Source organism: Sphaerisporangium sp. NPDC088356 (genome assembly GCF_040685555.1).
In the GTDB taxonomy this organism is placed as follows: domain Bacteria; phylum Actinomycetota; class Actinomycetes; order Streptosporangiales; family Streptosporangiaceae; genus Sphaerisporangium.
On the sequence record NZ_JBFBIK010000013.1, the window covers coordinates 1 to 14,669 of the forward strand.

Below are 14,669 nucleotides of genomic sequence, written 5' to 3' on the forward strand. Positions count from 1 at the left end.
TGGACCGGGCGTTCAACGAGCTGGGGTTCGACTCGCTGACGGCGGTGGAGCTGCGTAACCGGCTCAATGGCGAGACCGGTCTGCGGTTGCCCGCCACGCTGGTGTTCGACCACCCCACGGTCACGGCGCTGACCGACTACCTGTTCAAGACGCTCGCCCCGGCCGCGCCGTCCCCGGAGGACACGTTGCGGGGTGCCCTGGAGCGGGTCGAGTCGATGCTGACCGCCCTCAACGGAGAGGCGGAGGCCGTACGGGGCAAGCTCGTCGCCATCCTGCAGAGCGGCCTGACCAGGTTCGGCGCCGGTCCAACCGGTCCCAACGGCGCCGACGGCGTGACGGGGAAGATCGATTCCGCTTCCGACGAGGAGATCTTCGCACTCATCGACAACGAACTCTGACCTGCTGACTCACGCTTACTGGAAAGGCTCGACCGATGGGGACCGAGGACAAACTCCGCGACTACCTCAAGCGCGTGACCGTCGAACTGACCCAGACGCGCCGCCGCCTCGCCGAGGCCGAAGACCGCGGCCACGAGCCGATCGCCATCATCGGGATGGCCTGCCGCTACCCGGGCGGCGGCGAGACCGTCGAAGGGTTCTGGGACCTGCTCCGCGAGGGCCGGAGCGCGGTGAGCGAGGTGCCGGCCTCACGGTGGAACATCGACGACTACTACGACCCCGACCCGCGCGCCCCCGGCGGCGTGTACACCCGGTACGGCACCTTCCTGCCGGACGTCGCGGGCTGGGACGCGGAGTTCTTCGGCATCTCGCCGAGGGAGGCCCTGCGGATGGACCCCCAGCAGCGCCTCCTGATGGAGCTCGCCTGGGAGGGGCTGGAGAACGCCGGCACCTCGCCGTCGCGGCTCGCCGGAAGCCGCACGGGCGTGATGGTCGGCTTCATGGACAGCCTCCAGTACGGCCGGCTGCAGCTCGAACGGCATGGCGGCGACGCGCTCGCGGACCCGTACCTGGGCCAGGGCTCGGCGTACAGCGTCGCGGCCGGGCGCATCGCCTACCAGCTCAACCTCTGCGGCCCGACGCTCACGGTCGACACGGCGTGCTCTTCCTCGCTGATCGCGGTCCACCTGGCGGCCGAGGCCCTGCGGCGCGGCGAGTGCGATCTGGCGATCGCGGCGGGCGCGTCGCTGACCTTGCACCCGACCAGCTTCATCCAGGCGTGCGCCGGGTCGATGCTGTGCGCGGACGGGAAGTGCAAGACCTTCGACGCGAGCGCCGACGGCTACGTCCTCGGCGAGGGCGGCGGCGTCGTGGTGCTGGAACCGCTGTCCAAGGCGATCAGGAACGGCCGCAGGATCCGGGCGGTGCTGCGCGGCTCGGCGGTCAACCAGGACGGCCGCAGCAACGGGCTCACCGCGCCGAACCGGGGCGCGCAGGCCGACGTGATCAGCAGGGCGCTCGCCGCCGCCCGGGTGACCGCCGACGACATCGACTACGTGGAGGCCCACGGCTCCGGCACCCACCTGGGCGACGCGATCGAGCTGTCCGCCCTGCACGACGTCTTCGGCGGAAGGCCGCCCGAGCGCCCGCTGCGGGTCGGCGCCGTCAAGACCAACATCGGTCACACCCAGGCGGCGGCGGGCGTCGCCGGGCTGATCAAGACGGTCCTGATCCTGGAGAACAAGCTGATCCCGCCGAACCTGCACCTGTCGGAGCCGGCGGCGGCGATCCCGGAGGACGGCAGCGTCCAGCCGGTCACCAGCGCGACCCGGCTGCCCGGCGACGGCGGGCCCCGCCTGGCGGGCGTCAGCTCGTTCGGGTGGTCGGGGACGAACGCGCACCTCGTGCTGGAGTCCGCGCCCGTCCCCGAGGAGCCGGCCGCCGCTTCCGGCGGGCCGGGCATCGCCTCGGAGCGGGTGCTGACGGTCTCCGCGTCGAGCGGCTCCGCGCTGCGCGAGCAGGCGGAACGCCTCGCGGCCCGGCTGTCCGAGGTGCCCGAACCGGCCCTGGCCGACGTCGCCCACACGCTGCGGGCAGGCCGCGCCGAGCACGACCACCGGCGCGCCCTGGTCTGCGCCGACCTCGGGGACGCCGTCCGGCTGCTGCGGCGCACGGCCGCGCAGGGGGGCGTGTACCGCACGAAGGGACACCCCCGCGTCGCGTTCCTGCTCCCCGGCGTCGGCGACCAGTACCTGGGCCTCGGCAGGGAGCTGTACGACAGCGAGCCGGTGTACGCCGAGGCGGTCGACCGGTGCATCGAGCTGGCGGGGGAACGGGCCGGCGTGGACCTGCGGCCGGTGTTCTTCCCTGACCTGGACGTCCCCGCCCAGCGCCCGGCGCCCGGCGATCTGGCGGCGCTGCTCGGCCGGGACGGCGCCGGGCAGGACCAATCCGATGGTCCCCTGAGCCACGCCGTGATCGCGCACCCGCTGATGTTCACGGTCGAGTACGCGCTGGCCAAGCTCCTGGCGCACTGGGGCGTCGCGCCGGACATGCTGGTCGGGTACAGCCTGGGCGAGTACGTCGCCGCCTGCCTGGCCGGGGTGTTCACCCTTGAGGACGCGCTGCACGTGGTGGTGGAACGGGCCCACCTGATCAGCGCCGCCCCCGCGGGCAAGATGGTCGCGGTGGCCGCCGGTGAGGACCGGGTCCGCGCGGTGCTCGCGCGCGGCGGCACCGAGGTCGACATCGCGGCGCTCAACGGCCCATCGATGACGGTGCTCAGCGGCGTCCCCTCGGAGATCGACGAGGTGAGCGCCCTGCTGACCGGCGACGGCGTCGCCTGCCGCCCGCTGCGCTCCGCGCACGCCTTCCACTCGTCCCTTCTCCGGCCGGCGCGCGAGAAGCTGGCCGCGCTGCTCGACTCGGTGCCGCGTCACGCGCCGAAGGCCACGATCGTGTCGAACCTCACCGGCGCGCCGCTCACCCCCGAGCAGGCGATGAGCGTCTCGTACTGGGCGGACCAGCTGGTCAGCCCGGTCCGCTTCGCCGACAGCGTGCGGCACTGCGTGGCGCGGGAAGTGGACGTGTTCGTCGAGCTGGGCGCGGGGCAGACGCTCGGCGGCCTGGTGCGGCAGAACATGACGACCGGTTCCGGCGCCGCGGTGCTCGGCACCCTGCCCGCGCGCTGGACGGCGGGCGAGCGCCGGGACGCGCGCACCGAGCTGCTGGAGACCTGCGCGCGGCTGTGGGAGCTCGGCGTCCCGGTGAACTGGGAGCTCACCCGCCCCGGCGGAGCCAAGATCATAAGCCTCCCCGCCTACCCCTTCCAGCGGACACGGTTCTGGCCGGAGCCGCTGGACCCGGGCCAGGTCGCTACCTCACCCGAGGTGTCGCGGCGGCCCGCCGACTTCTGCTTCGCCCCGGCCTGGCAGCAGGACGCCGCGCGCGGCGTCCCACCGATCGGCACCCCCCTCGGGCTCCCCGGACCCCTGGTCGTGTTCACCGACTCCGGCGGCATCGGCGGAGCGCTGGCGGACCTCGCCGCCGCGGCCGGCACCCAGGTGGTGGAGGTGGTCGCCGGGACCGGGCTGCGACGCGAGGGCCGGCGCGTCGTCATCGACCCCGCGGTGCCCGCACACTACGGCGAGGTATTCGGCGAGGTCGCCCAGGCGAGCGGGCCGGTGCACGTCGTGCACCTGTGGAGCCTGCTCACCCCCGCACAGACCCCCGGGTACGCGAGTGACGAGGAGCTGCGCGACGCGGTCCGGCACGGCTTCGACAGCCTGCTGCTCGCCGTGCAGGCGTTCGACGAGCTGCCGGCGCGGCAGGGCGTCCGTCTGCTGACGGTGAGCCGGGGCGCCTCGGAGGTCCTCGGCGGCGACGCGCTCGCCCCGTACCAGTCGGTGGCCCACGGGCTCGGCCGGGCGGTGCGCCACGAGTACAACGGCCTGACCTGGAACGGTGTCGACCTCGACCCCGAGGCCCCCGGCGACGGGCTGGGGGAGCGGGCGGCCGGACAGCTCGCGTACGAGCTGCTCCGCGAGCCCGAGCAGGCGGAGGCGCTCGCCACGCACGACACACTGGCGGGCTGGCGCCGCGGCCGCCGCTGGCAGCGGAGCTGGGGCGAGGCCCCGACCCCGGAAGCCGGGATCCCCTGGCGTGCCGACGGCGTCTACCTGATCACCGGCGGTGCGCGCGGGCTCGGCATGGCCCTGGCCAAGCACCTGCTCCGCGAGGGAGTGCGGCGGTTCGCGCTCGTCGGCCGTACCCCGCTGCCGCGTGACGTGCGACCGGAGCCCGGCAGTCGCGTGGAGAGCAGCCTGCGCGACGTCGCCGAGCTGGAGGCGGCGGGCGCCGAGGTGCTCCTGCTCACCGCGGACGCCGGGGTGCCGGACGAGCTGAGGGACGCGCTGCGCCGCTGCCGGGAGCACTTCGGCGCGCTGCACGGCGTGATCCACGCGGCCGGCGTGCCCGCCGGAGGCATGGCGCAGCGCAGGACGCCGGCGGAGGCCGGCGCGGTGCTCGCCCCGAAGGTCCTCGCGATGGGACCCCTGGCCGAGCTGGTCGGACCGAAGACGCCCGCCGCGGAGCGGCCCGAGGTGCTGGTCCTGTACTCCTCCGCGGTGACGGCCTTCGGCGGCATCGGCGAGTCCGACTACTGCGCGGCCAACACCGTGCTCGACGCGTACGGCGACGCGCTCTCGGCGGCGGCGCCGTCGACCAGGGTCGTGTCGATCGCCTGGGGACCGTGGCGGCACGACGACTGGCAGGCCGAGGCGCTCAAGGGCGCCGGCGGCCTCGCCGACCGGGTGCGCGCCTACCGCGAGAAGTACGGCTTCGCCGACGACGCGGGCTGCGCGTTCCTCGACCGCATCGTGACCGGCGGGCACGGCAGCGTGCTCGCCGTGCGCCAGCCGCTGCGCGAGGTGCTGCGCGACTGGTCGGCCATGGTCGACATCGACGCGCTGGTCGGCGCGGCCTCGGCCGTGCCCCGGGGCGAGCGGTTCCCCCGGCCGCAGCTGCGTACGGACTACGCGGCCCCGCGGACCGAGCCGGAGACCAAGATCGCCGAGGTGTGGGGGGCCTACCTGGGCATCGACCAGGTGGGCATCCACGACCCGTTCTTCGACCTCGGGGGGAACTCCCTGGTCGGCATGGCCATGGTGCTCGCCATCGAGAAGGAGCTCGGCGTGCCGATCGCGCCGGCCGTGCTCTTCGAGCATCCCACCGTCGCGGAGTTCGCCGCGGCTCTGGAAGGCGCCGACGGCGATGACGCCGCCGCACGGCAAGCACTCACCACCAGCTCGGCTCGGGGGCAGCGGCGGCGCCGTGCCCGTTCCAGCACCCGGAATGAGGACGGTAGACGTGACTGACGATATCGCCGGAGAGACCTCCGGCACCGACATCGCGATCGTCGGGATGTCGGGGCGGTTCCCCGGGGCATCCGGGGTCGCCGAGCTGTGGACCAACATCCGGGCCGGCCTGTCGGGGATCACCAGGTTCACCGACGACGAGCTGCGGGCCGCCGGGGTCGCCGAGGAGCTGCTCCAGGACCCGAGCTACGTGAAGGCGGGCGCGGTCATCGACGGCGTCGACCTCTTCGACGCGGGCTTCTTCGGCTTCAGCCCCAAAGAGGCCCAGATCCTCGACCCGCAGCAGCGGCTCTTCCTGGAGCACAGCTACGAGGCGCTGGAGGACGCCGGCTGCGACCCCACGCGCTTCGACGGCGCCATCGGCGTCTTCGGTGGCGGCGCGTGGAGCTCCTACCTCCAGAACAACCTGGTGCCGAGCGGGATCAGCGCCGTCATGGGCGAGCTCGCGGTCGGGCTCGCCAACGACAAGGACTCGCTCACCACCCGGGTCGCGCACACCCTCGGCCTGTCCGGCCCGAGCTACGGGGTGCAGAGCTACTGCTCGACGTCGCTCGTCGCGGTGTGCGCCGCCGCCACCAGCCTCGCCGGCTTCGAGTGCGACCTGGCGCTGGCCGGCGGCGTGGCGGTCGGCGTGCCGCAGAGGGTCGGCTACCTGTACCAGCAGGGCGGCATCGCGCCGCCGGACGGCGAGTGCCGGGCGTTCGACGCGGGCGGCCTCGGCAGCCCGCTCGGCAGCGGCGTCGGCGTCGTGGCGCTGCGCAGGCTGGAGGACGCGCTCGCCGACGGGGACCAGATCTACGCCGTCATCCGCGGCTGGGCGGTGAACAACGACGCGGGCAAGAAGGTCGGCTTCACCGCGCCCGGTGTCCAGGGCCAGGCCGCGGTGATGGCCGAGGCGCTCGCGAGCGCGGACCTGACGGCCGCCGACATCGACTACGTCGAGGCGCACGGCACCGGCACCGCGCTCGGCGACGCCGCCGAGCTGGCCGCCCTGCAGCAGGTGTTCCGCGACGAGTCGTGCCTGATCGGCTCGGTCAAGACCAACGTCGGCCACCTCGACCGGGCGGCGGGGGTCACCAGCCTCATCAAGGCGGCGCTCGCCCTGCGCCACGACGAGATCCCGCCCACCCGCAACCTCGCCGAGCCGAACCCCCAGCTGCACGCGGGCGAGGCCCGGCTTGAGGTGGTCACCCGGCTCAGGACCTGGCCACGGGAGCCCGGACGGACCCGCAGGGCCGGGGTGAGCGCGTTCGGCATCGGCGGCACCAACGCCCACGTGGTGCTGGAAGAGGCGCCGATCGTCCCGCGCCCGGAGGCGGCGCCCCGTCCCGAGCTGCTGGTGTGGTCCGCGAGGACCGCCGCCGCGGCCGACGCCATGACAGAACGGCTCGCCGGCCACCTCGCCGACGAGTCCAGCCCGCACCGCCTGTCCGACGTGGCGTACACCCTGCAGACCGGGCGGCGGCTGTTCGGGCACCGCCGGATGCTGGTCGCCTCCACCGTGGACGAGGCCGCCGCGGGCATACGCGACGCCGGGGTGCTGGCACGCGCCGAGAGCCGCACGGACCGGCCGGTCGGGTTCCTGGTGGCGGGCGCCGGCGAGCAGTACCCGGGCATGGCCGCCGACCTGTACAGCACCGAGCCGGTGTTCAGGGCGGTGCTGGACGAGTGCCGCGCCGTGCTGCGGCGGCGGATGGGCGGGGTGGACCCGCTCGCCGAGATGCTGCGGCCGAGGAAGGCCGCCGACGCGGGCGGGCTCGGCCGGCTGCTCGGCCGCGAGACCACGCCTGACGACACGATGCCCACCGAGCTGCTCCACCCGGCGCTGTTCGCCGTCGAGTACGCGCTGGCGCGGCTCGTACGGTCGTGGGGCGTCGAGCCCTCGGTGGTGGCCGGGTACAGCCTCGGGGAGTACGTGGCGGCGTGCCTCGCCGGCGTGCTGTCGCCGGAGTCGGCGCTCGCGCTGGTGGCCCACCGCGCGAAGCTGATCGGCGCGCTGCCCGGTGGCGCGATGAGCGCGGTGCCGCTGGGCGCCGACGACCTGCGCGGCCGCCTCGAACGGGCCGGCGTCACCGGGCTGGACGTGGCCGCGCTGAACGGTCCCGAGCTCACCGTGATCGCCGGGGAGCCGGGGGCCATGGAGGCGGCCAGGGCGTTCCTGGAGACCGAGGGAGTGCCGTGCCGGCCGCTGGCCACGGGCCACGCGTTCCACTCCCGCATGATGGAGCCGGTCCGCGCCGAGCTGACCGAGTGGATCGCCGCGAACATCAGGCTCGAAGCGCCGCGCATCCCGTACATCTCCAACGTGACCGGCGCCCTGGCCACGGCCGAGCAGGTGACCGGCCCCGGGTACTGGGCGGAGCACATGTGCGCGCCCGTGCGGTTCGACGCGGTGCTGGGCACGCTGCTGGAGCAGGGAGAGCTCGCGCTGCTGGAGATCGGCCCCGGCCAGTCGCTCGGCGCGATGGTGCGCGGCCACCGGGACTGCCCGCGCGACCGCTGGCCCCTCGTGGTGCCCGCGCTGCCCGCCGCGGCCGATCCCCGTCCGGCCGGACACGTGCTGGCCGAGGCGGCCGGACGGCTGTGGCTGGCGGGCGTGCCGGTCGACTGGGCCGGCTACCAGAAGGACCGCCCCGTCGCCAAGGTCGGGCTGCCGGGCTATCCGTTCCAGCGGGAGCGGTACTGGGTCGACCCGCCCGCCGGGCACACCGCGCCGGCGGCCGGGCTCGCCGCCGATGCGGCCGGCGCGGCCGGGCCGGAAAGGGCCGCCGCCCATGTCCAGGTCATGGTCCCGCGCTGGACCCGGGCCGAGCTGCCCGCCGAGGCCCAGGCCCTCGCCCGGTGCGTCCTGCTGGCCGACGGCACGGGAGTCGCCGACGTGCTGGCGCAGTCGCTGCGCGCCGCGGGCACCGAGGTCGTGACGGTACGGCCGGGCGACGCCTTCGCCGAGGTGGCCGGCGGCTATGTCCTCGACTTCACGTCCCTGGACGACCACACCGCGCTGGTGAGCAGGCTCGCCGCCGGCGGGCCGGTCACGATGGTGGACCTGCGCATGCTCGACGGCGGCGGCAGCGGCCGCGACCCAGGCCAGGCCGTGCTGCCGTTCGCCCGGATGCTGGACGCGTGGGGCAGCGACGGCGCCGGCAGCGCCAGGGTCATCATGGTCACCCAGGGCGGCCAGGCGGTGGCCGACGGCGAGAGCCCTTCGCCCGGCCACGCCGCCGCCGCCACGCTGCCACTGGTCGCCAACCAGGAGTACCTCAACCTCGACTGCCACGCCGTCGACCTCGACTCCCACACGTCGCCCGCCGAGGCGGCGGAGGCGCTGGCCGCCGAGCTGCGCCGGCCGGCCGCCGACGTGCTGGTGGCCTACCGTGACGGCCGGCGCCATGTGCGCGGGTACGTCCCGGCGGCGCGGGACCGCGGGAGCGTGCCGGAGAAGGCGGTGATCCGCTCCGGCGGGACCTACCTGGTGACCGGCGGGCTCGGCGACGTCGGCCTGCTCGTGGCCGGGCACCTGGTGCGGTCGGGCGCGGCCCGGGTCATCCTCACCAGCCGCGGCGGCGTCCCGGACACGGCCGGCGACCCCCGGTACGAGGGCGTGCGGAGGCTGCGCGCGCTCGGCGCCGAGGTGCTGACCCCGCGGGTCGACGTGACCGACGCCGACGCGATGCGCGCGGCGCTCGCCGAGACGCTGCCCGGCGACGTCCGGCTCGACGGGGTGATCCACGCCGCCGCCGAGACGGGGCGTGACACCTTCCGCTCCCTGCGCGAACTGGACGGCAAGGCCGTCGCGCGGCACTTCGGCGCCAAGGTTCGCGGGGCCCTGGTGCTGGACGAGGTGGTCCACGAACTCGGACCGGAGCGCGTGCCCGACTTCTGCGTGCTGTTCTCCTCCACGTCGTCGCTGCTGGGCGGCATCACCTTCGGCAGCTACGCGGCGGCCAACGCCGCGCTGACCGCGATCGGCCACCGCCGCCACCTCAAGTACCAGGACGGGCGATCGCCCACGCGGTGGGTGACCGTGAGCTGGGACACCTGGTCCTGCACCCTCGAACACATGGAGGGGGGGATCGGCGCCGCGATGGCCGCCCACTCCATGACCACCGAGGAGGGCCTCGACGCGCTGGACCAGGTGCTGGCCGGGCACGGGCCGAGCCTGGTGGTGGCGGCGGGCGGCCTGGACGACCGGCTGCCCCGCGCTATGGCCGCGCCAGAACCGGCGGCGGGCGGCGGCGCGCGGTTCCCGCGTCCCGAGCTTCCGCAGCCGTACAGCCCGCCGCTGAGCGCGACCGAGCGGGCACTCGCCGAGCTGTGGGCCGACGTGCTCGGCATCGAGCCGGTCGGCACCAGGGACAACTTCTTCGACCTCGGCGGCAACTCCCTGGTCGCGCTGCAGATGCTCGCCCTGGTGAAGAAGCGCTTCGGGATCGCGGTCCCGACCGTCATGCTCTTCGAGGCGCCGACGGTGTACACGCTCGCGGGCATCCTCGACGAGAAGGGCGCCGCCGCCCCGCGGCCCGCGCCCGCCCGCGCCACGGTGACGGCGGCGGCGCGCGCCACCGCGACCGCGCGGCCGGAGAACCCGGGAGCGGAGCCGGTGGACGACCGGCGCATCGCGATCGTCGGCATGGCCGGGCGCTTCCCCGGGGCGGACGACGTCGGCGCGTTCTGGCGCAACCTGCGCGAGGGCGTCGAGTCGATCAGCTTCTTCTCCGAGGAGGAGCTGCTGGCCTCCGGGGTCGAGCCCGACCTGATCAAGGACCCGTCGTACGTGCCGGCCCGGCCGGTGCTCGACGACATCAGCGGCTTCGACGCGGCGTTCTTCGGCATGAGCCCCCGTACGGCCGCGCTCACCGACCCGCAGCAGCGGGCGTTCCTTGAGGTGTGCTGGCAGGGTCTTGAGCAGGCCGGGTACGCGGCGCCGGAGCACCGGGGGCGGGTCGGCGTGTTCGGCGGCACCAACATCAGCACCTACCTGCTGCAGATGGGCGAGCGCCTCCTTTCCGAGGACGAGGGGGTCAGCCACTACGAGATCATCATGGGCAACGACAAGGACGCCCTCACCACGCAGGTCTCCTACCTGTTCGACCTGTACGGGCCGAGCGTCGCGGTGCAGACGTTCTGCTCGACCTCCCTGGTGGCGGCGCACCTCGCGGTGCAGAGCCTGCGCAACGGCGAGTGCGAGCTGGCGCTGGCCGGCGGGGTCTCGATCCGGGTTCCCGACCGGGTGGGGCACCGGTTCGGGCCGGGTGGCATGGAGTCGCCCGACGGTCACGTGCGCACCTTCGACGCGCAGGCGCGCGGCAGCATGTTCGGTGACGGCGCCGCCGTGGTCGTGCTCAAGCGGCTCTCCGACGCGCTGCGCGACGGCGACCACGTCTGGGCGGTGATCCGCGGCTCGGCGATGAACAACGACGGCGCGCTCAAGGTCGGCTACACCGCCCCGAGCGTCGTCGGACAGGCCCGGGTGATCGCCGACGCGATGGCGGACGCCGGGGTCACCGCCGAGGACATCAGCTACATCGAGGCGCACGGCACCGCGACCGAGCTGGGCGACCCCATCGAGGTCGCGGCGCTGACCCGCGCGTTCGGCCCGACCAGGGACAGGCAGTACTGCCCGATCGGGTCGGTCAAGACCAACGTCGGGCACCTGGACCGCGCGGCCGGGGCGAGCGGGCTCATCAAGACCTCGTTCGCCCTGCGCGACAAGGTGATCCCGCCCAGCCTGCACTACACCAGCCCCAACCCCGAGATCGACTTCGAGGACAGCCCGTTCTACGTGAACGCCGAGCTGTCGCCCTGGCGCACCCGCGAGGGGCGGCCGAGGATCGCGGGGATCAACTCGCTCGGCATGGGCGGCACCAACGTCCACATGGTCGTCGAGGAGGCACCCGTACGGCCCGCCGTCCCGCCCGCCGATTCCGCGTCCACCCGCCGGTACCAGGTGCTGCCGGTCTCGACGCGGAACGCCACCGCGGCCGACCAGGCGTGCGAGCGCCTCGGGGAGCACCTGCGCGCCGAGCCAGGCACGCGGCTGGCCGACGTGGCGTACACCCTCCAGGTCGGGCGCAAGACGTTCGAGCACCGCCGGGCCACGGTCACCGCGTCCATCGAGGACGCCGTGGCCGCGCTGAGCGGGGAGTCGGCGGAGCCGGGCGTGCTGAGCCGCGTCGACACCGTCCAGGGGCGTCCGGTGGCGTTCCTGCTGGCCGGGGTCGGCGAGCAGTATCCCGGGATGGTGGCCGAGCTCTACCGTCGCGAGCCGGTGTTCCGCGGGTTCCTCGACGAGTGCCTCGGGCCGCTGCGCGAGGCGCTGCCGGACGTGGACCTGACCGACCTGCTCGCCGGCGAGCGCGGTGGCGGCCTCGGCCTCGCCGCCCTGCTGGGGCGTGGGGGCTCCGGCGGCGCCGACGGGCGGGTCTCCGCGCTGGAGCGCACGGAGGTGGTGCAGCCCGCGCTGTTCGCCCTGGAGTACGCGCTGGCGCGCACGCTGATGACCTGGGGCGTGACCCCGCGGATCATGCTGGGCTACAGCCTCGGGGAGTACGTCGCCGCGTGCCTCGCGGGGGTGCTCTCGCTGCCGGACGCCCTGGCGCTGGTGGCGCACAGGGCGAGGCTGATCGCCGAGGTCCCGGCGGGCTCGATGGCCGCGGTGTCGCTGCCTGCCGACGAGCTGCGCCGCCGGTTCCGGCTGGAGGAGCGGGGCCTCGACATCGCCGCCGTCAACGGCCCGCAGGTCGCGGTCGTCGCCGGTCCCGTGGAGCCGATGGAGCGGCTGGTCGCCGACCTTCGGCGCGGCGAGATCGCGTGCCGCCTCCTTACGACCACGCACGCGTTCCACTCCAGGATGCTCACGCACCTGAGCAGCGAGCTCACCGACTGGGTGAAGGCAAACGTGCGGCTCAACCCCCCGGAGCTGCCGTACATCTCCAACCTCACCGGCGAGCTCGCGGAAGCGGACCTGGTGTGCGACCCCGCGTACTGGGCCCGCCACATGTGCGGGACGGTGCGGTTCGCGGCCGGCATCGAGACCCTGCTCGCCGATCCCGAGCTGGCCGTGGTCGAGATCGGGCCCGGCCAGTCGCTCGGCGCCCTGATGCGGGGCGCGGGCTGCCCGCCGCAGCGGTGGCCGCTGATCCTCAACGCGCTGCCCGGCGGGAGCGACGGCCGCCCCGACGACGCGGTGCTCGCCGGCTGCCTCGCCCGGCTGTGGCTGGTCGGCGCCGACATCGACTGGACGGCCTACCACGGCCGCCACGCCGACGCCGGCGACCTCGCCGGGCTGCCGGGCCGGGTCCCGCTGCCGACCTACCCCTTCCAGCGGCACCGGTACTGGATCGACCCGCCGGCCCGCGCCGGTCGCCGGAGCCGTACGGCCGGCGCCCTCGCGCTGCCGGGCGAGGCCCCCGATCCCGCCGACCTGTTCGAGGCGATCACCAGCCTGCCCAAGCTGCCCGAGGAGCAGTGGCTGTACCTGCCGGTGTGGCGGCAGACCGCGGCGCCCGCGCCCGGCGAGCGGCAACCCGCGTCGTGGCTGGTCTACACCCGCGACGGGGTGGCCGACGACGTGGTGGCCGAGCTGCGGCGGGCGGTCGCGGAGACCGGGGCGTCCATCAGCCTGGTACGGCCGGGCGACGCGTACACCGAGACCGCCGACGGCTACACGCTCAGGCCGGGCAGCGTGAAGGACACGCTCTCCCTGCTGCGCGACCTGCGTGCCGCCGGGCGGCCCTTGGAGCGGGTGGTACACCTGTGGACGCTCGGCGCGACCGCCGGCGACTCCGCCGTCCAATACGGCCTGCACACCCTGGTCGCGCTCGCCAGGGCGGCGGCCGAGTCGGGGACCGACGAATGGTCGCTCGACGTCGCCGTCTCCGGCACCCAGCAGGTGCTGCGGGACGACGTGACCGACATCGGCGGCGCGACGCTGATGGGGCCGTGCCTGGTGATCCCGCTGGAGCACCCGAAGGTGGCCACCCGGCTCGTCGACCTGGAGACGGCCCCGGCCGCACCCGTGATCGCCGGCCTGGTCGCCGAGCTGCGCCGGCCGATGACCGACCGGACGGTCGCGCTGCGGCACGGCCGCCGCTGGGTGCCCGGCTACGAGACCATGGCGCCGTCCGCCGCCGACAGCGGGGTGCTGCGCGAAGGCGGCGTCTACCTGGTCACCGGCGGGCTCGGCGGCATCGCGCTCGGCATGGCCGAGCACCTCGCCCGTGACTGCCGGGCCAAGCTCGTGCTGCTCGCCCGCCACGGGCTGCCGCCGCGCGAGGCATGGGAAGGCATCCTCGCCGGGGCGCCCGGCGCGGAGGTCCGCGACGAGGACACCCTGCGGCGGGTGGCCCGGGTGAGCGAGATCGTCGCGCTCGGCGCGGAGGTCGAGATCGTCATCGGCGACGTGAGCAGCGCGGAGGACGTGCGGCGCGCGGTCGAGGTGGCCATGGAGCGCTTCGGGGCCCTGCACGGCGTGCTCCACGCCGCCGGAGTCCCGGCCATGGGGCTGATGCAGTTCAAGCGCCCCGAGGAGCTGGACGCGGTGCTGGCGCCGAAGATCGCCGGCACGCTGGCCATCGCCGAGGCGCTGCGCATCGGCGAGCCAGGCGAGATCGAGCTGGACTTCCTCGTGCTTTTCTCCTCGATCACCTCGGCGACCGGGGGCGGCCCCGGCCAGGTGGACTACTGCGCCGCGAACGCCTTCCTGGACAGCTACGCGTACCGGCTCGCCGACTCCGGCCGGAGGGTGCTCTCGGTCGACTGGGGCGAGTGGACCTGGAACGCCTGGGAGGCGGGCCTGGCCGGGTACGACGACGAGCTGCAGAAGTTCTTCAGGGATAACCGGGCCCGCGTCGGCATCGGCTTCGAGGACGGCTGGCGGTCGCTGCTGCGCGCGCTGGCCTCCGGGGAGCCGAGGGTCGTGGTGTCCACCCAGGACTTCCCGACCGTGGTCCTCGGCAGCTCGCGCTTCAACCTGGAGGCGGTGACCTCGCCCGCCATGAGCGGCGGAGGCGGCGAGAGGCACCCCCGCCCCGAGTTGGTCACCTCCTACCAGGAGCCCTCCGGCCCCACCGAGGAGACCATCGCGGCGATCTGGTGCGAGTCGCTCAGGCTCGACCGGGTCGGGGTGCAGGACAACTTCTTCGAGCTCGGCGGCAACTCGCTGCTCGGCGTCTCCATCGTGGCCGCCCTGCGCCGCGAGTTCGAGCTGGACGAGCTCCCGCCGCACATCCTCTACGAGGCGCCGACCGTGGCCGCGCTCGGCGTGACCATCGAGGCGCTCACCTCGGGTGCCACACCGGCGTTCGCGAACGCCGACGGCGGCAGCCAGGTACGCGCGCAGCTCCGCCGGTCGGGCCTCGAAGCCTCGGCGGCCCGCAGGCGCGGCCGATAGCACCAC

General features: G+C 74.6%; 3 protein-coding genes. All 3 read left to right on the forward strand.

Annotation, left to right across the window (positions count from 1 at the left end):
* Nucleotides 1-398 (forward strand): phosphopantetheine-binding protein (locus AB0O34_RS07655; RefSeq protein WP_363913758.1); only part of this gene is annotated, 398 nt, incomplete at its 5' end.
* Nucleotides 399-433: 35 nt separating this feature from the next.
* The gene (locus AB0O34_RS07660) at nucleotides 434-5,272 is read left to right on the forward strand and encodes an SDR family NAD(P)-dependent oxidoreductase (RefSeq protein WP_363913760.1); all 4,839 of its coding nucleotides are present in this window, start codon (nucleotides 434-436) and stop codon (nucleotides 5,270-5,272) included.
* Nucleotides 5,265-14,663 carry an SDR family oxidoreductase gene (locus AB0O34_RS07665; protein WP_363913762.1) on the forward strand — a complete coding sequence of 3,133 codons (9,399 nt, stop codon included), beginning with the start codon at nucleotides 5,265-5,267 and terminating at the stop codon, nucleotides 14,661-14,663. The genes AB0O34_RS07660 and AB0O34_RS07665 overlap by 8 nt, the downstream gene beginning before the upstream one ends.
* Nucleotides 14,664-14,669: the final 6 nt, after the last annotated feature.